Genomic DNA, 18263 nt, shown 5'->3' on the forward strand with positions numbered 1-18263 from the left:
GGAAAGTTCTTTTTTTTTCGCGCATCCTTATACTATTGCGCCCAGACCATCGGCTTCTTGTCGCGCCATGGCCGCGCGATTTCCAGTTGCCCCGCCAGTCGGAACAACAGGTCCTCACGCCCGAATCCGGCAACGAACTGTACCCCGCAGGGAAGCCCCTCCGGTGTCCAGTGCAAAGGTACGGACATGGCCGGCAATCCGCTGAGATTGGCCAATTGCGTAAAGGGTGTCCTCTCGAGCATTTTTTCGGCCATTTGATGGACAATGCCGGTGGCTTTCAGTATGCGGCCAAGCTCCAGCGCATTGACCCATTTCATCAACCTTTTCTCGGAAGGCGACGGCTGCACCTCCCCTATCATGGCCGGCGGGTAGGCGGTGGTCGGCGTCATGTAAACATCATATTGTTCGAAATAGATACCCATTTGCCGGGCGGCTTGGTCCCAGCAACGCATTGCCGCGACGAATTCTCCCGCCGAAACCACCCGGCCCAGAACACCCATGGTGCAGGTGGTCGGTTCGACATCCGCGGCAGTCGGTTTTCGTCCCAGAATCTGATGCATTTCCTCAAGATCGGCCGCGACTTCGCCCAAGTTCATAATCAGGTAGGACCTGGCCAGGGCTTTGCCATCGACGTTCGGCAGGCCCTCTTCAACCCGATGGCCCAGCGCCTCGAGCAATTCGGCGGTGTCATGAACGGCCTTGGCGCATTCCGGATGAACCGTTTTGCCGACCGGGGAGGTCACGCTGAATCCGATGCGCAGGTTCCCGGCAGGCGTACCGACTTCCTGCAGATACGGTCTCGAAGGCGGACAAATCGTGTAAGGCGCCCCCCTGTCGGGCCCTTGGGTGACGTCCAACGCGGCGGCGCTGTCGCGAACGGTGCGGGTAAGCACATGCTCCTGCACGGCGCCTTGCCATAGCCTGCCGCGACGGGGACCGCTCGGATTTCTGCCCCGCGATGGCTTAAAGCCGAACAAGCCGCAGTAGGCGGCCGGAATCCGGATGCTGCCACCGCCGTCGCCCCCGCCTGCCATGGGCACCATGCCGGACGCCACGGCCGCCGCCGCACCGCCGCTGGAACCGCCGGGTGTAACAGAGGTTTGCCAGGGATTGCGACACGGGCCGAAGACCTCCGGTTCCGTGACGCCCATCACCCCGAACTCGGGCGTGTTGGTCTTGCCCAGGAACACAAGGCCGGCGTGCTTGTACCGTGTGACCATTTCACTGTCGTAATCCGGAATGAAATTTTTGTAGGCCTTCGCACCACTGCTCATCGGCACGCCGGCAAAAGCAGACAACAAGTCCTTCAAAAGGAACGGCACACCGGCAAACGGCCCTTTGGGCAAAGCATGTCCTGCCGTTTTACGTCCGATGTCGAACATCGGCGTCACCACGGCATTTAGTTGCGGGTTGACCTGTTCGATGCGCCGAATCGCCTCCTCGCAAATTTCGCTTGCCGGCACCTCGCCTTGCCGCACCAGTTCCGCCAGGCCGACGGCGTCATATTGGCCATATTCACTGAAGTGTCCCATTGCGGTCTCCCGTATTAGAAGGGGTTGCAAACAGCCTCAGACCCGATTCCGATCCAGCGACGCGATTGTTTTTCGCGCGCCCTAAGCGCACACAATCCGATGCAAACCCTTTTCCTTCGATACACGCTCGATATGCTCGGCCCTGAGGACCGGTACGAACAACTCTTGATGCTTGTAGTACTTTCTCTGCACTCAAGCGCTGCGGTGCTTGCATTGGCCATCCTCAAACAGGTGGGTGAGGTTCAGGTACCCAAACCGAAACGGATCCCCCTTTACAGCGAAATTCCGCCCAGCCATCGCCGTCGGTCAACACCGAATCGCGGATATGCCCCGTCAAATCAATGTAGGTGGTCTCCGGCGCTGCGGTTTGCATATGTTTGCGGCCCTCGGCGGCATTGCTGATGACCACGGCCATGCCCCCGGGATGGTGCTCATCCCCGATGCGGGTCCAGCCGACGCAATTCGAATGATCGAAATAGTCATACTGTTCGCCATAGGCATGGCTTCTGCGGGCCGACAGAAACTTGTCGATCAACCACTGGTGGCTGTCCATCCAAATCTCATGACCTTGGCCGTCCTTGCCCGTACCCGTATAGTGTGCCCCGTAATAATCGGCGCTGAAAACACAAGGGTAGCCGTCTTTGCGCAGCAGGATCAGGGCGTAGGCCAAGGGTTTGAACCAGGCTTCCACAACCGATTCCAGCGATTGCAGCGGCTGGGTGTCGTGGTTGCTCACCAGGGTGACCGCCAGATCGGGCAGCTCTCTTACCAGGGTGTCGTCAAAGATGGTTCTCATGTCATACTGTGCGCCCTGTTGGGAAGCCGCTGCAAAATGGTAGTGCAAGGGGACATCGAACAGCATTATATGGCCCTCGGTCACTTTCAAGAAGTGCTCCAGGGCCTCACTTTCACCGGACCAGTACTCGCCGACCGCAAAGAGGTCGCGCCCGCTGTGGGTCCGCAGATGTTTCAGCCAATCCAGGAAAAAACTTGAGCGCACATGCTTGACCGCATCGAAGCGGAAACCGTCCACCCCGGTCGTGTCGAGGAACCACTCTCCCCAGTAGTAAAGTTCCTTCTGTACATCGGGATTGTCGATGTCGAGATTGCAGCCCATTAAATAATCGAAGTTGCCTTTTTCCAGATCCACACTGTCGTCAAAACGTTTGTTCTCGATCAGATAAATGGCATCCGTGCGCTCATCCAGCGCATTGTAATCCACCGCATTGAAATGCCACCAGTGCCACTGCAGTTCGGAATACCGCCCCCGGCGTCCGGGAAAGGTGAAATGGGTCCAGGCTTTGATCGTCTGCAGATCGCCCACCGGTTCATGTCGGTTTTGCGGATTGTAGGGCGTGGCACGGACCTCCTCGGCATGGTCGGCCCCCAGTTTGTGGTTGAACACCACATCGGCATAGACCTGCAGCCCGGCGCGCCGAGCCACCGCGATGGCCTCTAAATAGGCGTCGCGAGTGCCGTATTTGGTGCCCACCGATCCTTTCTGGTCGAACTCCCCCAAATCAAAGAGGTCATAAACGCCGTAGCCCACATCGTCTGCACCACCCGCCCCTTTACAGGCGGGCGGCAGCCAGACGGCCGTGAATCCCGCATCTGCAAGCGTTGCCGCGTTTTCGGCCAATTGCCCCCACAACTTGCCATCGGGAGCGGTATACCAGTGGAAATACTGCATCATGGCACCATTGTATTCGACCATGTCGGCCTCCGCAGTTGACTGCCTCCGAAAGGTGAAAAGCAAAGACGACCGATAAAGGCGAAACGCACCCAAAGCAGATGATGCCTCAGCTCACCGTTTTGCAGAACGCGGCCCCGCAATGAGCCAGAGGATCAATCCGATCAACGGCAGGATGAGCACCAGGACGGTCCAAAACACCTTCGCGCCCGTCGAAGCGCTGCTTTGAAAAATTTGAACAATCACCCATACGCAGGCGAACAAAAGAATCAGACCGAAAATCCCGCCCACTTGCTACGGGGCTGCGCTTGCGTTTGGCCCAGATCCGTACCGATCGACCCGGCCGACGCGACCCACCACCCCGTGGTCGTGCGCATCGACCATTATCAGAAAGGGCACCGAATAGGTGCAATGGCCGGTAATTTGCGGCCATTGCATCGAAACGGAAAATCAACCTTTCATGGCATCCTCGAGCCGCCTGTTTACCTCGGCCCAGTTGACTATATTCCAGAACGCCTCGACGAATTTGCCCCTGTCGTTCTGGTAGTCCAGATAATACGCGTGTTCCCAGACATCCAGAACCATCAATATTCCGAACATCGGGTAGATATGGTTGTTGTGCTTCTCAACTTGCATGATGATGGGCCTGTTCGTAGCCTTACAGTAGGTGAGCGCCGCCCAACCCGATCCTTCGGTGCTTACCGCAGCCTGTGAAAAGAGTTTTTTGAAGCGGTCGATGGCGCCGAACGCCTCGATGAGTATTTTCGCGATGGCGCCTGAAGGCCTTTCGCCCCCGCCCTTGCCTTGCGGCGCTAAATTCCCCCAGAACAGCGAATGCAGCACGTGGCCGCCGATGTGGAACGAGAGTTCCTTGAAGGTCGCCTTCGTGTCGAATCCGGCATTCTCCGTACTGGCCTTACCCATCTTCTCGATAATGGCGTTGGCGCCATTCACATAGGATGCGTGGTGTTTTTCGTGATGCAGACGCAACAAGGTTTCGGATATCGTCGGTGCAAGCTCATCGTAGCCATAGGCAAGCTTCGGCAGCATATACAATTGCGGCGTGTCCATTCGTTCATCTCCTTTTTTTAGATTGGTGGATTTTTTGCTCATTCTTCATGGCTCCCAACCGGTATGCTCACCTCGGCCCAGTGTTCCTTGCGGTCGTCGACCAAAGAAATACTCCGATCGCGCTGCTCGATGCCATCGACGCTCACGCGCATGGCCTTTTCGGCGCTGGAAATTTGCCGGACCGTGATGTGGTAAATGGTTTCCCGGTAGCGGTAGTGCAGCTTGAACTCCTTCCAATCGACGGGCAAACACGGCGTAAAGCGCAGTTTGTCCACTTTAAGTTCGAGCCCCAGTAAGGATTCCACGATCAGCCGGTACATCCAGGCGGCCGAGCCCGTGTACCATGTCCAGCCGCCGCGGCCGGTGTGCGGCGGCACCGCGTAGACGTCGGCGGCAACCACGTAGGGTTCGACTTTATAGATGTCGGTTTCTCCGCTCGAGCGGGCATGGTTTATCGGATTGATCATATCAAAGAGCGCCCAGGCGCGGCGGCTGTCCCCCAGGCGGGCGAAGGCCATGGCCGCCCAGATGGCCGCGTGGGTGTACTGTCCGCCGTTTTCACGCACGCCGGGCACGTATCCTTTGATGTAGCCGGGATTCAGCGCCGATGTGTCGAAAGGTGGGTCCAGCAACTGGACCAGTCCGTGTGCGCGGCGCACCAGGTGCGTATCCAGCGACGTCATCGCCTGCCGCGCGCGCTCGGCGTTGCCGGCACCCGAAAGAACGGACCAGCTCTGGGCAATGGAATCGATCCGGCATTCCGGGTTCTCCGCCGATCCAAGCGGCGTGCCATCGTCGAAGTAGGCCCTGCGATACCAGGCGCCGTCCCAGCCGTGGGTATCGATGTTGTGGCGCTGCACCGCCGCCTCGCCGAGGCAGCGGTCGGCGAAAGCGGCGTCGCCATGGATGCGGGCGACCTCGCTGAAGCGTGTCAGCACCTCATGCAGGAAAAAGCCCAACCACACGCTTTCCCCGCGGCCATGTTCGCCCACCAGGTTCATACCGTCGTTCCAGTCGCCGGAACCGATGAGCGGCAGGCCGTGCACGCCGAAACGGAGGCCGTTGAGGATGGCGCGGACACAATGTTGGTAGAGGCTGGCCGTCTCTTTGGACGGATCGGGAAGATCGTAATAGGACTCTTCGTCCTCTTTTAGCGGGCGGCCCTGGAGAAAGGGGATGGGCACGTCCAGGACGCCGGTGTCCCCGGTGGCCTGAACATAGCGACAGGTCGCCAGCGGCAGCCAGAGGTAATCGTCCGAGCAGCGTGTGCGCACCCCGCGGCCGGTCGGCGGATGCCACCAGTGCTGCACATCTCCCTCCGGAAATTGGCGGGCCGCGCACAGAAGCAGGTGCTCGCGCACGATATGCGGTCGGGCGTGGACCAGGGCCATCACGTCCTGCAACTGATCCCGGAAACCGAAAGCCCCCCCGGATTGATAGGTGGCGCTGCGCGCCCAGATCCGGCACGCCAGGGTTTGGTACAGCAACCAGCCGTTGACCAGCGCATTCACGGAGGGATCGGGCGTTTCTACGCTGACCGCGCCCAGGGTGTGCGCCCAGTGCTGCCAGACCGCATCGAGGGCGGCCTGCGCGGCGGCCGATCCGCCATGGTGTTTGACCAGCCGGCGGGCATCGTCGGCGTCACGCCCCACGCCGAGCCTGAAGACCACCTCTCGCTCCTGCCCGTCAGCCAAATCAAAGCCCACTTGAATCGCGGCGCACGGATCCAAGGCGGCCCCCACCTTGCCGGAAAGGCGCGTGCGCATCATCGCGGCCGGACGCCGCAGCGACCCGTTGCGCCCCAGAAATTCAGTCCGATCGCCGGTGACGGTGCAGTTGGTATCACCGACGGCAAAGAACGCCACCCGGTCCCGAAACGCCGTGTTAAAGCGGTTGCGCGCAAACAGTGCGCCGCTGTGGGGATCGCGTTCGGTGATGACGTGCATGCCCGCATTCGCACGCAGATCGCCAAGCACCCATTCCGCGTACCCCGTCGCGGAAATCTTGCGCGAGCGGCCCGAGATGTTGCGCACTTTGAGCACCATGTATTTGACGGCGGCATCCAGGGCCACGTAAACCCACAACTCTGAGTGGATACCGCGCTCGGTGTGTTCGAAAACGCTGTAGCCGAATCCGTGCCGGGTGACGTAGGGCGTGGCGCCGCGGCGGGGCAGCGGCGTTGGCGACCAGAAGTGGCCCCGTTCTTCATCCCTGAGGTAAAACGCCTCTCCGCACGCATCTCCGATCGGATCGTTGGCCCAGGGGGTCAGACGGAATTCGTGGGCATTCTCGCTCCAGGTATAAGCCGAGCCGCTCTCCGAGACGACCGTGCCGAAGTGCGGGTTGGCCAGAACGTTCACCCAGGACGCCGGTGTCACCCGCCCTTGGGCGGTGGTAATGACATATTCGCGCCCATCCGGGGTAAAACCGCCCAACCCGTTGAAAAACCGCAGATCGTGGCGAGGCAAAGGCGCCACCGCCGTGGGCGCGGAGCGATGGCTGCGGGTCGGGACGAGCAGGGGCGTCGAAGCCTCACCCAAATGGCGCCGGCTGAGCTGCTCCGCCAGCGTCCCCCGGCGGTCACTGATGATGGCACGGGCGGCCGATTGGATCAGGATTTGGTCCTCCTCCGCGATCTGCTCCACGGCCCTGACAAAAATGCCCCCGGGGCGATCCAGCACGTTTGTTTCGGTACTCGCGGCGATAATCCCCATGATCTCGTCGTGCAGCAGTTGGCGGTAACCGGCGTGATCTTCGTACCAGATCATCAGATCCACCGCCAATCCCTTCAGACGCCAGAAGGCATGGGCCTGGACCATTTGGCGCACCAGTTCGATGTTGGCCCCGTCCTCAATCCGCAGCAGAACGATCGGCAAATCGCCGGAGATGGCATACCCCCAGAGCCCGGACTGCCCCCGACGGTTGCGGGCGAGCACCTTCGGGTCGGCTCTGAGGGCGCCATCGGCATAAAGGATCGAACCGGCCAGGGTCCCATAGAGCTGGGCATCGGCCTGGGATGCATTCAACTGACGCAACAGCACCTGGCCGTGGGTCCAGGCCAGATCGAAGACGCGGTCGGCCAGGCGCGGGTCCTGGTATTTTTCCACCAGGCGCAGAGCACCTTCGCGGGATTCCGCGATGCCGGAGACGATGTTGATGGTGACCGAGGCCTGGGGTTCGAGGGTCACCCTGCATTGGATGGCCACAATGGGGTCGAGCACCGAACCCTCGCTGCCCGAAAGCGCCCCCGTAAAGAATCCGCCGGCCCCGCGCATGGCCTGCGGTGCGGCAACGGTGTTGCCGCGCCCGATGAACCGCATGCGATCCGTTTCATAGGAAACCATGCCGCTGCGGGCCCCGTGCACGGCCATCAAGTGCAGCATCCAGGGGGTCTGCTCGCCTTGGGAACGGGGACGGCGCGTGCACAGGATCGCCTGCTGCCGGGGGACGATCTCAGTCTGCACAAACAGATTGCTGAAGGCCGGATGCTGGGCATCCGCGGCCTGTGGCGCCAGAACCACCTCCGCATAACTCGCTACGTCGATCTTGCGGCGTGATCGGCTGCGATTGGTGATGCGCACCCGGCGCAGTTCGATGTCATCCTCTATGGAAACGGAGATCTCGGTATGGGTGTCATAGTCGCGGTTGCCGGCCCGGAACTCGGCCCGGCCTTCGGAAAAAATCGCCTCAAACCGCTTGGCACGCTTGAGGGTCGGCTGATGGGTGGTCGACCAGAAGGCCCTGCTGGACACGTCACGGATGTAACAGAACGTGCCCCAATGGTCCAAAGTGCGGTCCTCGCGCCAACGGGTGACCGCCAGGTCCTTCCAGCGGCTGTAGCCGCCACCGGCATTGGTGATCATCACATGGTAGCGGCCGTTGGAAAGCAACTGCACCTGGGGGTTGGGCGTGTCGGGGCTCGCAAAAAGGCGCATCGGCACCTCCGATGCGCCGGCAGGTGTTTGGTGCTCTGCAATTTCGGTGGTATGGGCATAGGATGCCACCGCCTTGGGAATACGCTCCTGGAGCAGCAGCCGGGTGGCCTGGAACATGGGCACCGATTCGAACCGCTTTTGCATCGGCCGGTCCAGCAGCAAGTGGGCCAGGGACAGCAGGCTCATCCCCTGGTGATGGGCCATGAACGAGCGCACCACGACGCTGGTTTTTCCACTTGGCAGCCGCGACGGCGTGTGATCGATGGCTTCATAGAAGCCGTAACGGGTCTCGAGGCCGTCGGCGGCAAGCCGCTCCAGGTTCAGGCACGCCTGCTCGGGCGCCACCATCAGGGCCAGGGCCGACGCATAGGGCGCAATCACCAGATCCTCGGCCAGCCCGCGCTTGAGCCCCAGGCCGGGCACGCCGAAGGCGCGGTACTGGTAGTTGCGATGCACATCGATGGCATTGTAGCCGGACTCCGAAATGCCCCATGGCACACCGCGTTTCTTGCCATAGGCGATCTGCCGGGCCACCGCCGCCCGGCAGGTCTGGTCGAGCAAGGTGCGCTCGTAAGTCGGCATCACCAGCAGCGGCATCAGGTACTCGAACATCGAGCCGCTCCAGGACAGCAGGATCGGTTCGCCTTCGGCGAGGGTCAACAACCGTCCCAGGGCGAACCAGCTCTCTTGCGGCAACTGCCCCTGGGCGATCGCCACAAAACATGCGAACCGCGCCTCGGAAGCCAGCAGATCGTAAAAACCGGCATCCTGCCGGTGTTCGGCGGCATTGTAGCCGATTACCAGCAGGTGACGCTTCTCGTCATACAGAAAATCATATTCCATCCGGGCGAGCAGTTCACATTGCCGGGCAAGCCCTTTGATGGTTGCAAGCCTTGCTTGGGCGTTGCGGCTGCCTTCGGCAATGCGGCGCTGCAGGTTTTTCGTCCATGCCTGTCCCCCGGAGGATCCCGTGCCGCTGAACTGCCGGGCGATGGTCGGCCGGATTGTTTCTTCCAGGAGCGCCAGCTCGGACAGCGTGGGGATTTCGTCGAGAGCGGGTAAATCACCGGGCCCGTCTCCGGCAATCAGAATGTCCGTCCACGGGGCAAGCGTCATCAGTTCGGCGCGGGCGCCCGCACATTGTCCGGCAAAAGCGCGGGCCCACCCCCCCAAGGGGCTTTCAAGGTCCACGGCGCGCGTTTCCAGATCGGCGACCCATTCCTCGGCGGAAACCGCCAACCGATCGAGGCACCGGCGCAGCGCCGTCAGCGTGGCGGGCGGGTCCTGCGTCGCGGCGGCCAGGTCCTGTTCCAGCGCCATGAGCCGGGCCGCGTCGTGGCCTTCCGGCACACCGGCCGCGGCATCCGCGACAATATCGAAGGTGTCGCGCAAACCCTCGAACAGGCGGGTCCCCGGGATCTTGTGTTCGGCCAGGGCGGACAGTCCGGGTTGCAAGGTCAACAAGTGGCCGGCCAGGTTGCCGCTGTCCACCGACGAAATGTATCGGGGCGCCAGGGGTTCCAGGGTTCGGGTGTCGTACCAGTTGTAAAAGTGCCCCCGGTGGCGTTCCAGGGACGCCATGGTGCGCAGCGCTTTGTCGGTGCGGTCGAGCAGTTGCCCGGCCGCAATATACCCGAAATCGTAGGCCGCCAGATTGGCCAACAGGGCAAGGCCCATGTTGGTCGGCGATGTGCGGTGGGCGACGACCGCCACGGGATGCTCCTGAAAATTATCCGGCGGCAACCAATGGTCTTCTTCGCCCACGAAGGTCTCGAAAAAAGCCCATGTTTTCCGGGACAGCCTGCGCAGAAAGCGCATCTGGTCCGTTGTGAGGCTTTCGCGACGCAACAGCTGGGGTTGGCTGATCCACCATGCAATCACCGGAGAGGTACACCAGAGGACCAACAGGGGCCCCGCCACCCAGAGCGCTGCCGGCCGGTAAAGGACCAGGAAGACCGTCGCGGCGGCGGCCAAAGTGGGGGCAAACCACATGGTGCGCCAGGCGTCGGCCAGGCCTGCGCGGCCCTGGCGCTCCGCATCCTCGGCCAGATGCCATTGCAGCAGTCTTTTGTGGCTGATCAGCATCCGCCAGATGACGCGCACAACTGCATCCAGGCTGAAGAAGCCTTCATAGGGCAAGCAGACGAGGGTGAAGACCGGCTGAACCACGTGCCGGCGGGCTGCCTGCATGGCGGCGGATACGTGCTGCCGAAGGGTCACGTCGTCGGTTTTTTGCAAGCCGGTCAAAACCGAGGACAGCAAGGCGGGGCCCAGGACAATGCCGATCACCGTCAGGGTCCAGAACCAGGGCGCCGCCAACGCGGTCCAGCCCAGCAGCAGCAGCAGCGTCAACGCCGCGGCCATCAAACTGCGCCGCAGGTTGTCGAAAATCTTCCAGCGCGACAACAACGAAAGCGGATTGCGCCTGCGGCGCGGATCGGGTACGGGGATATCCGGCAACAGCCAGCGAGCGATCTGCCAGTCGCCGCGAATCCACCGGTGCCGTCGGCTCACATCCGTGCTGTAGCGCGACGGGTACTCCTCGTACAACTGCACATCGCTCAGCAACCCGGCCCTGGCGTAGCACCCCTCGAGCAGATCGTGACTGAGAATCCGGTTCTCCGGAAAACGGCCGTTCATGGCCCGTTCGAAGGCATCCACGTCATAGATGCCCTTGCCGATGAACGAGCCTTCGCCGAACAGGTCCTGGTAGACATCGGAAACCGTGCGTGTGTACGGATCGATGCCGGGCTCGATGGCGCACATGTACGCATAGCGGGACCGGTCGGTGCCGGACAGGCTCACCGCCACGCGTGGCTGAAGAATGCCGTATCCCGCAACCACCCGCTGCCGGCTTTCGTCGTAGCGTGCCCGATTGAGCGGATGCGCCATGGCGCCCACGAAGTGCCATGCCGTATCGCGCGCCAGTTGGGTATCGGTATCCAGGGTGATCACATATTTGACGTTCGACAGGAATCGCGTGTCACCGACGACGAGGGCAAATCGATCCGCCGCGCCATCCGCCGCCCCGTCGCGCAAAAGCCGGTTCAAATCCGTGAGCTTGCCCCGTTTGCGCTCGTACCCCATCCAGATCCGGTCCACCGGATTCCAGCGGCGCGGGCGATGAAACAGGAAAAAATGATCGCCCTTCGCATTGCGGTACTTGGCATTGAGCGCTTCGATGTGCCGGCGCGCCGATGCCAGCAGCAGATCGTCCTCAGGCAACGTTTCCTCGGGCGCGTCGCTGAAATCGGTCAACAATCCGAAATGCAGATGGTCGTCCCGATTGGCCAGAAAGCGCACTTCCAGCGCCTCGGACAACATTTCGACGCCCCGAACGTCGGCCAGCATCGTCGGGACGACCACCAGGGTGCGCAGCTCCGACGGAATGCCTTGGGAGAAGTCCATGCGCGGCAACGGCCGTGGCGTCGTCAGCAATGTCGCCAGCCAGTTCACCAGGGCGATCGCCAATTGACTGGTGCACAGCACCAAGAGCAGCCCAACCAGACCAAGGGCCCAACCGTGCAATCCACCGGCAAACGCCTTGGCCACGAGCGACCCGGTGAATATCGCCGTCAGCAGCAATATGGCGCCGCCATACAGCGTCAGCGGGTAGCGGCGGCCGCTACGGCGAAAGACATCGGCCGCCGAGGTGCGCGCGGTCGCCGCTTTCTCGAGCTGCGCCAAGCCTTCATTAACCAGGTAGAAGCCGACATGCGCCGCGCGATCACCGACGCCCTTGCGCGCCGCGCACTCCCGGGCCATGCGGATCGCCCGGCGCGCCACTTCGTTCTCCGAGTGCGGACTCTTCTTGGCGATCTTTTCCACGACATGGCGGTAGCGGTCGCGGGTGGCGAAATCCATCTTGTCGTAAACGTCGCCGGGGTCCTCGCGCAGGGTCTGCTCCACCACACTCATCGTCTCGACAAACTCGCGCCAATCCATCGCCGCCAGAAAACGCAGCGTGCCGATGGCGTTGCTCATCGAGACCTGGTCGGCCGCCTGCTGTTGGTTCTCCGCGTGCACCGACTGCTCGATGGTCAGGCCGACCACGGCCAACTGCTGTTCCAGCCAGGTCAGCGGCAGGGAAAGGGAAGGCCCCCGACCTTGCAGAAGACGCGCATACTCCGCGACGAAAGAACTCGTCAGGGTCTGCTGCGACCGCGCCATGTCCGCCACCGCCAAAATCAGGTTCCCGGGGTCTTTGCCGGCAACGGCGGTCATTTGGTCGGCCCAATGGATCGCATGATTGCGTGCCTTCCGGCCGGCAGCGATCCGGACGACGACACGTCGGATATTTTCAATCAGGGCAAGGCGCAGCATGATGGGAATGGCCCACAGTTCACCCAGTGTCAGGACGCTCTTGCTCTGGTAGGCGGCGACGAAGCCGCTGAGGTTTTCCGCATCCGTGCGCCCATCGCCGTGGGCGATGATCTCCAGCGCAATGGCGTACACCCGCGGAAAGCCGGCCATCGCGCCATTGAGCAAGCTCGGCAGTTCCTGGCTGTATCCCTTGGGCAGGTGTCGCCGAGCGGTTCGAATCTGCTCCTCGATCAAATAGAAGTTGTCGAGCAGCCACTCGCCGCCCGGGACGATCCGATGTCCGGCCGTGACGGCTTCCGTCAGCAGGTGACGGGAATCGATCAAGACGCAGGCATTCTCCTCCAGGCGGGCCAGCAGGCGCGACGCGTGGCGTCCCGAATGCAGCCGGTGCGTTTCCGCCATCGCCTTGGCATGCCGGTTCATCTGGTCGCGGTTGAACAATTCCGACCGCAACGGCGGGTCCTCGACCGTGACGGCGCACTCGGTCTTCAGGCGGAAGAAGCGCGCCCACAACTGCATGAAGGCATCATGGATGCTCGCCTTGGCCTTGGTGACCCAACCACGGCTATCCATTGCAGGCAGATCACGCTGCATGGCACCACACAATCCGGCAGTCGCCCGGCAAAACGTCCCCGCTCGCAATGCTTTCCATCACGCCTTGTTTCCAGAGCGTTGCCATACCCTCTCCTTTCAGACCCCCCACTTGCATCCGATCTTGCCGGCAAGGGGCCCCCGTGGGTCCCTGCCGGCGCATCACGCCTGCTGAAGTCGGTTGTTACTCGACGATTTCCAGCACCGTGTGCCGTTTCTCCTTGGCGGCCACCGCATTCAATATGGTCCGAATCGCTCCGGCGGTTCGCCCCTGCTTGCCGATGATCTTACCGATGTCCTGCTTGGCCACCTTGAGTTCCAGGATGGATGTGTGCGTTCCTCCCACTTCATTGACGAAAACGACTTCCGGTTGATCGACCAAGGCGCGCGCAATAGCTTCAATGATTTCTTTCATAGCGTATCTCCTGTTCCTGTTTGACATCAATCAAGTGGACGATGGAAATGGTCGGGGCAATGCCCCACAGGGCAACTGAATCTATTGAATGGTCCGAGAGAGGTTATCCAATAGCGGGCGGCAGGTCTGCCGTCCGGTCTTGGAACCGGACGGCGACCTATTACTTTTTCTTTGCACGTCATTTTCTCGATAGGTGCATTAGCCTCTGATCAACGCCCGATGCGAATGGTGGAAATGTTCCCGATGACCCCGAAAACACTCAACAGCCAGATAATCACCGCAATGATCACCACAACGTTCAGTATTTTCTTCACGGTCGCCTGCATCGGAATGTAGCTGTTGATCAGCCAAAGCACCACGCCAACGACCACCAGAACGATGATCAGATTGCTTAACGGCATGACGGGTCTCCTTTCCTGCTCTGGATGTGCTGCATTTTCCGAAAGCTGTGACGATGATCACTTCACGATAAGATCGTTCTTCACGGCACCGACCCCCTGCACACTTCGGGCAATCTCTCCTGCTCTGTTGACGGCATCTTGGCTATTCACGAAACCGCTCAGTTGAACGGTACCCTTGAAGGTTTCCACGCTGATTTCGAATGACCTGAGAAAATCATCGGCGGCGAGCAAGGATTTCACCTTGGTCGTAATAACAGTGTCGTCAACATACTCACCGGTACCGGACTGCTTAGCGGTCGACGCGCATGCCGCCAAACCCACAACCAGCAGCAAAATCACAAGATATTGAAAAATTCTCTTGTTCGTGTTCATGGTCCGCACTCCTTTTTTTGGGCGCACCTCAAGCGGTTAGCGACAAGCGATCCATCTTGGGCGGCGCCATCCAACCTACTTATCAAAGACCTTCTTGACCTCGCCGACCTTTTCCTGAACCTTGCCGGCGTTGCCCTCCGCCTTGCCTTCGGACGCCAAATCCGGATTGTTGGTCACTTTTCCGGCGACTTCCTTGATCTTTCCCTTGACCTTGTGCCATTTTCCCTGCGCTTCGTCTTTCATGCTCGATTTCATGGTCTTGCCTCCCTTGGGTTGGTTCGTTTCACGATAGATATCCGGCCAGGCTTTTCATGGCCTTCACGATGTCCACGATCGCTTCGTGGATGCCCTCACCATATTGGCCGCCCTCCGAAACGGCTTTTTTTTCGACCTTTTCTTTGACCGTGGACTTGATTGATTGCAACTGTTGAACGTGCCGTTCGAACTGAATCCGGTGCGTTTCTTCAAGCTCCTCAAGAATGTTGGCGTTGATTTGATGCACCAGCGCATCGGCTTCCGCCATCAACTGGTCGATTTCCGGGGTGATGTATTTCGTTGCCATGGTGTCTCCTTTCCGATGGTCGGGACGAATGCAATCAACCGAAGCATCTGCATGACACAGGGTGTTTGGAAGAGGAGGGGCACGTGCACGTCGGGTAACGATCACCGATCCCGAAGACGCTTTGTTCATCCGCCGCCTGAATCGCCGGCAGGTGAATCCGCACGATCGTTCCCTTACCGAGTTTGGATTCCACGCCGATCCATCCATCATGATTTTTCACAATGCCGTAGGCCGCTGCCAGCCCGAGCCCGCGGCCGACAAACTTGGTCGTAAAGAAGGGTTCAAAGACCCGCCGGAGGGTCTTTTCATCCATGCCCACGCCATCGTCCTGGATCTCCATGTTGACGTATGCGCCGGGTTTCAACCCCGGACGTCGTCGTGTCTGTTTTTCCGGCAGCATTTTGTTATTACAGACGATTCTGATCCGTCCCGTGTCGTTGAGCGCCTCCGCCGCGTTGGTCAAGAGGGCCTCCAGCACCGTTTGCATCTGGGTCGGATCGGCATTGGTTTTCCAAACCGCGGCACCCAAATCGGCCTCCACAGGCACCGACGCACCAAGCACGCGTTGGATATGGGGCAGACGGGCCCGCACCATGTCGCTCAACGAAATGGGCCTGGGCTGATATTTGCGACCCCTGGCGTAGTCCAGCAACTGCCGCGTCATCTCCGTCATCCGCTGGGCCGCGCCTTTCAATGCTTGGATGTGTTGCGCGCTGTTTGCATCCCGGTGCCCCTTCATTTCGAGCAGTTCAAGATTGGCGGTGATCACAAAAAGATTGTTGTTGAACTGATGGGCAATACCACCGGCCAATGCCTCCACTTGTTGGCGTCCGATGGCCCCGGTACCTTTTTGCTGCCCGGCTGCGGCGGACCGATTGACGGGTCTATTCAACCTTTGGGCGCTGACTTTTGGCGCCCTTTTCGTGCGCGCCTTGATCGTGAATTTCGCCATGCGGCCGGAAGCCAACTGAAAGCCCCGATGGGCGTCGTGCGCGTTCATTAATAAGCTTTTCATTGCCGTCCTCCGATATCGAAGACATTCATTTCGCAAATCCTTCTGAAGTGGTGGCCGTAAATGGACAAGGTGATGGCCAAGGGTAACTGCCTGGGTTTGCGGATCAAGGTCCAGAACAGTAAATACCAATACTGCAGGCGCTCCTTGCCCAAGATGCCCAAGCGAAGGCACGTTCGGAAAAAGGCCAGACAGCGCTGGAGATCCAAAGGCGTCCTGGCATGCGGCGATCCGAACTCCCGCAGCAGCGTTCTCACCCGCTTGTAGTAATGCCGGGGAGAATAGATATGGGCCATGATCGACCGATACCCTTCGATCAAGGTGTCGAACCCCATCGCCGGAACGATGTTGGTGGTGGCATCGACATTGTCGCCGGTCATGGGGCCCAGCACCCGGTTCTCCTGCCGCAAGCGCTCGAACAGGCGGGTTCCCGGCGGGGCCTGGAGCATACCCACCATGGCGGTCACGATCCCGCTCTGCTGGATGAAATCGATTTGGCGCTGGAATATGGACGGCGTGTCGCAATCGAAACCGACGATAAAGCCGCCCGACACCTGCAAGCCGGCCTGCTGGATCTTACGGACGCTTTGAAGCAGGTCCCGGTCCTTGTTTTGGTTTTTTTTGCATTCCGCAAGACTGTGCTCATCGGGCGACTCGATACCGATAAACACCAGGTCGAACCCGGCACGCACCATCAGGTCCAACAGCACGGGGTCGTCCGCCAAATTGATCGAGGCTTCGGTGAAAAACACGCACCCCTTTTTGTTCTTGCGCCATTCGATCAGCGCGGGCAGCAACTGCGACTTCAGATAGCCGCGGTTGCCGATGAAGTTGTCGTCCACAAAGAAGATGCTGCCGCGCCAGCCGGCGCCATAGAGGCTGTCCAACTCCGCGAGCACCTGCCGGGGCGTCTTCATGCGCACCCGATGGCCGAAAAGCGTGGTCACGTTGCAGAAATCGCAGTTGAACGGACATCCCCTGGAAAACTGGATGCTCATGGAGGCATACTTTTTCATGCGCACCAGGCGCCAGTCGGGAATCGGGGTCTGATCCAGGTCGCAGAAACCCGAAGCCCGGTAGATGCGTTTGAGCGTGCCCATTTTCAGGTCCGCGAGAAAAGGCGGCAGCGTGCGTTCGGCCTCGTCGAGCACCAGGTGATCCACCTCGGCGAACGTTTCCGGTTCCGCCGTAAACAGCGGGCCGCCCGCAACTACCTTCAGCCCCCTTGCCCGGCAACGGTCGATGATGCTTATGGCCGAAGTCCGCTGAATGGCCATCCCCCCGATGAAGGCCATGTGCGCCCACGCGAGATCATCCTCTTGGAGATCGTCCACATTGACATCGACCAGCCGTGTTTGGAATTCTTCGGGCAGCATGGCGGCCACCGTGAGCAACCCCAGAGGCGGATAGGCCGCCTTCTTCCCGATGAATTTCAGAGCGTATTTGAAACTCCAGAAGGTGTTGGGGTATGCCGGATTGATCAGCAGTATATTCATCATCGATCCCTCCCTTCTTTGCTATGGCGCGGGCCAACCCATGATCGGCACCGTGCTGATGCTGCTTTTCGGACTGCCTTCGATCACCCGGTCGCTGTAGGAGACGTAAACCAGCACATTGCGCTCGCGATCGAAGAAACGCACCACTTGAAGCGTCTTGAACAAAACGCTGCGATGTTCGTCAAACACCTTCTCGCCGTCCTTTAATTCGCCCGTGAACGTGATCGGCCCGACCTGGCGACAGGCGATACCGGCATCACTCGTATCCTCCGCCAGGCCCATACCGCCTTTCACCCCTCCGGTTTGCGCCCTGGCGATGTGACAGGCGACGCCCTGCACTTTGGGATCGTTGAAACCGTCTACCACGATGGTATCGTTCGGGCCGATCCAGCGGAATCTGGTGCTGATCGATCCGGTTTCGCCACGCTCGGGACGGCTGGCGATCCACCATGTAAACAGGGCGATGAAAAGCAGAAGAACCACACCGCTGACGATCAAAACTTTTTTCATAACGTTTCTCATTTCCGGGTTCATTGCCCCCGACCGATTAAGCCGCCGGCAGCGTTGCATCGCGGCGAAGAGCAGCGACCGTCAATACCGACCGCCTGCTTCATCCGATAGTGAACCGTGCCGCCCGGGGTCGAGCAATGCGCCCGTCAAGAACCGAACGAGGACAGGATGGCATCCATCCGCTCTTCGATTTTGCGGCGCTCTTCAACCGTCATGGCAAGATATCGCTCCGGACATTGGACGAACCCCTCGAGGAAGTCCGCAAGCTCCGTTCCGATACCGGTCGAGGCGATGAAATCCGTTCTGGACCTTGCGCTTTTTCCAGTTTGATTCATTACGTCACCTGTCTGCTA

General features: G+C 60.3%; 14 protein-coding genes. All 14 read right to left on the minus strand.

The features are described from left to right. Positions 1-32 precede the first annotated feature (32 nt). On the minus strand, positions 33-1532 hold the full coding sequence (locus MRX98_RS04420) for an amidase (protein WP_246903327.1): 1500 nt from the start codon (positions 1530-1532) through the stop codon (positions 33-35). Between the two features lie 223 nt (positions 1533-1755). After that, positions 1756-3246: an alpha-amylase gene (locus MRX98_RS04425; RefSeq protein ID WP_246903329.1), complete on the minus strand. Its 1491-nt coding sequence runs from the start codon at positions 3244-3246 to the stop codon at positions 1756-1758. Between the two features lie 90 nt (positions 3247-3336). Then, positions 3337-3513: a PLDc N-terminal domain-containing protein gene (locus MRX98_RS22240; RefSeq protein ID WP_425523865.1), complete on the minus strand. Its 177-nt coding sequence runs from the start codon at positions 3511-3513 to the stop codon at positions 3337-3339. A gap of 159 nt (positions 3514-3672) precedes the next feature. Continuing rightward, positions 3673-4335, minus strand: a complete 663-nt coding sequence (locus MRX98_RS04435) for a superoxide dismutase (RefSeq protein WP_246903331.1) — start codon at positions 4333-4335, stop codon at positions 3673-3675. After that, entirely contained in the window at positions 4332-13145 is an 8814-nt protein-coding gene (locus tag MRX98_RS04440) for a glycoside hydrolase family 94 protein (protein ID WP_246903332.1), read from the minus strand. Before MRX98_RS04440 ends, MRX98_RS04435 begins: the two co-directional genes overlap by 4 nt. A 181-nt stretch (positions 13146-13326) precedes the next feature. Beyond that, complete coding sequence (locus MRX98_RS04445; RefSeq protein ID WP_246903334.1) at positions 13327-13557, minus strand: KH domain-containing protein; 231 nt, start codon at positions 13555-13557, stop codon at positions 13327-13329. Positions 13558-13766: 209 nt separating this feature from the next. Continuing rightward, positions 13767-13958: a Thivi_2564 family membrane protein gene (locus MRX98_RS04450; RefSeq protein WP_246903336.1), complete on the minus strand. Its 192-nt coding sequence runs from the start codon at positions 13956-13958 to the stop codon at positions 13767-13769. A gap of 57 nt (positions 13959-14015) precedes the next feature. After that, positions 14016-14330: a BON domain-containing protein gene (locus MRX98_RS04455; RefSeq protein ID WP_246903338.1), complete on the minus strand. Its 315-nt coding sequence runs from the start codon at positions 14328-14330 to the stop codon at positions 14016-14018. Between the two features lie 75 nt (positions 14331-14405). Continuing rightward, positions 14406-14573, minus strand: a complete 168-nt coding sequence (locus MRX98_RS04460) for a CsbD family protein (protein ID WP_246903340.1) — start codon at positions 14571-14573, stop codon at positions 14406-14408. A gap of 40 nt (positions 14574-14613) precedes the next feature. After that, positions 14614-14892: a hypothetical protein gene (locus tag MRX98_RS04465; protein WP_246903342.1), complete on the minus strand. Its 279-nt coding sequence runs from the start codon at positions 14890-14892 to the stop codon at positions 14614-14616. A 34-nt stretch (positions 14893-14926) separates the two neighbouring features. Next, positions 14927-15907, minus strand: a complete 981-nt coding sequence (locus tag MRX98_RS04470) for a sensor histidine kinase (RefSeq protein WP_343217728.1) — start codon at positions 15905-15907, stop codon at positions 14927-14929. Next, on the minus strand, positions 15904-17403 hold the full coding sequence (locus tag MRX98_RS04475; RefSeq protein WP_246903344.1) for a B12-binding domain-containing radical SAM protein: 1500 nt from the start codon (positions 17401-17403) through the stop codon (positions 15904-15906). Before MRX98_RS04475 ends, MRX98_RS04470 begins: the two co-directional genes overlap by 4 nt. 18 nt (positions 17404-17421) lie before the next feature. Continuing rightward, the gene (locus tag MRX98_RS04480; RefSeq protein ID WP_246903346.1) at positions 17422-17934 is read right to left on the minus strand and encodes a CreA family protein; all 513 of its coding nucleotides are present in this window, start codon (positions 17932-17934) and stop codon (positions 17422-17424) included. Positions 17935-18056: 122 nt separating this feature from the next. Beyond that, positions 18057-18245, minus strand: a complete 189-nt coding sequence (locus MRX98_RS04485; protein ID WP_246903348.1) for a hypothetical protein — start codon at positions 18243-18245, stop codon at positions 18057-18059. Positions 18246-18263 lie beyond the last annotated feature (18 nt).

The organism is Desulfatitalea alkaliphila (assembly GCF_022968795.1).
In the GTDB taxonomy this organism is placed as follows: Bacteria; Desulfobacterota; Desulfobacteria; order Desulfobacterales; family Desulfosarcinaceae; genus Desulfatitalea; species Desulfatitalea alkaliphila.

Excerpts from the sequence above, each read along its gene's own strand:
- MRX98_RS04445 (WP_246903334.1), bottom strand. The coding sequence starts at position 13,557 with ATGAAAGAAATCATTGAAGCTATTGCGCGCGCCTTGGTCGATCAACCG.
- MRX98_RS04470 (WP_343217728.1), bottom strand. The coding sequence starts at position 15,907 with ATGAAAAGCTTATTAATGAACGCGCACGACGCCCATCGGGGCTTTCAG.
- MRX98_RS04420 (WP_246903327.1), bottom strand. The coding sequence starts at position 1,532 with ATGGGACACTTCAGTGAATATGGCCAATATGACGCCGTCGGCCTGGCG.
- MRX98_RS04480 (WP_246903346.1), bottom strand. The coding sequence starts at position 17,934 with ATGAACCCGGAAATGAGAAACGTTATGAAAAAAGTTTTGATCGTCAGC.
- MRX98_RS04475 (WP_246903344.1), bottom strand. The coding sequence starts at position 17,403 with ATGATGAATATACTGCTGATCAATCCGGCATACCCCAACACCTTCTGG.
- MRX98_RS04455 (WP_246903338.1), bottom strand. The coding sequence starts at position 14,330 with ATGAACACGAACAAGAGAATTTTTCAATATCTTGTGATTTTGCTGCTG.
- MRX98_RS04435 (WP_246903331.1), bottom strand. The coding sequence starts at position 4,335 with ATGAGCAAAAAATCCACCAATCTAAAAAAAGGAGATGAACGAATGGAC.
- MRX98_RS04485 (WP_246903348.1), bottom strand. The coding sequence starts at position 18,245 with ATGAATCAAACTGGAAAAAGCGCAAGGTCCAGAACGGATTTCATCGCC.
- MRX98_RS04465 (WP_246903342.1), bottom strand. The coding sequence starts at position 14,892 with ATGGCAACGAAATACATCACCCCGGAAATCGACCAGTTGATGGCGGAA.
- MRX98_RS04450 (WP_246903336.1), bottom strand. The coding sequence starts at position 13,958 with ATGCCGTTAAGCAATCTGATCATCGTTCTGGTGGTCGTTGGCGTGGTG.
- MRX98_RS04440 (WP_246903332.1), bottom strand. The coding sequence starts at position 13,145 with ATGCAGCGTGATCTGCCTGCAATGGATAGCCGTGGTTGGGTCACCAAG.
- MRX98_RS04425 (WP_246903329.1), bottom strand. The coding sequence starts at position 3,246 with ATGGTCGAATACAATGGTGCCATGATGCAGTATTTCCACTGGTATACC.
- MRX98_RS04460 (WP_246903340.1), bottom strand. The coding sequence starts at position 14,573 with ATGAAAGACGAAGCGCAGGGAAAATGGCACAAGGTCAAGGGAAAGATC.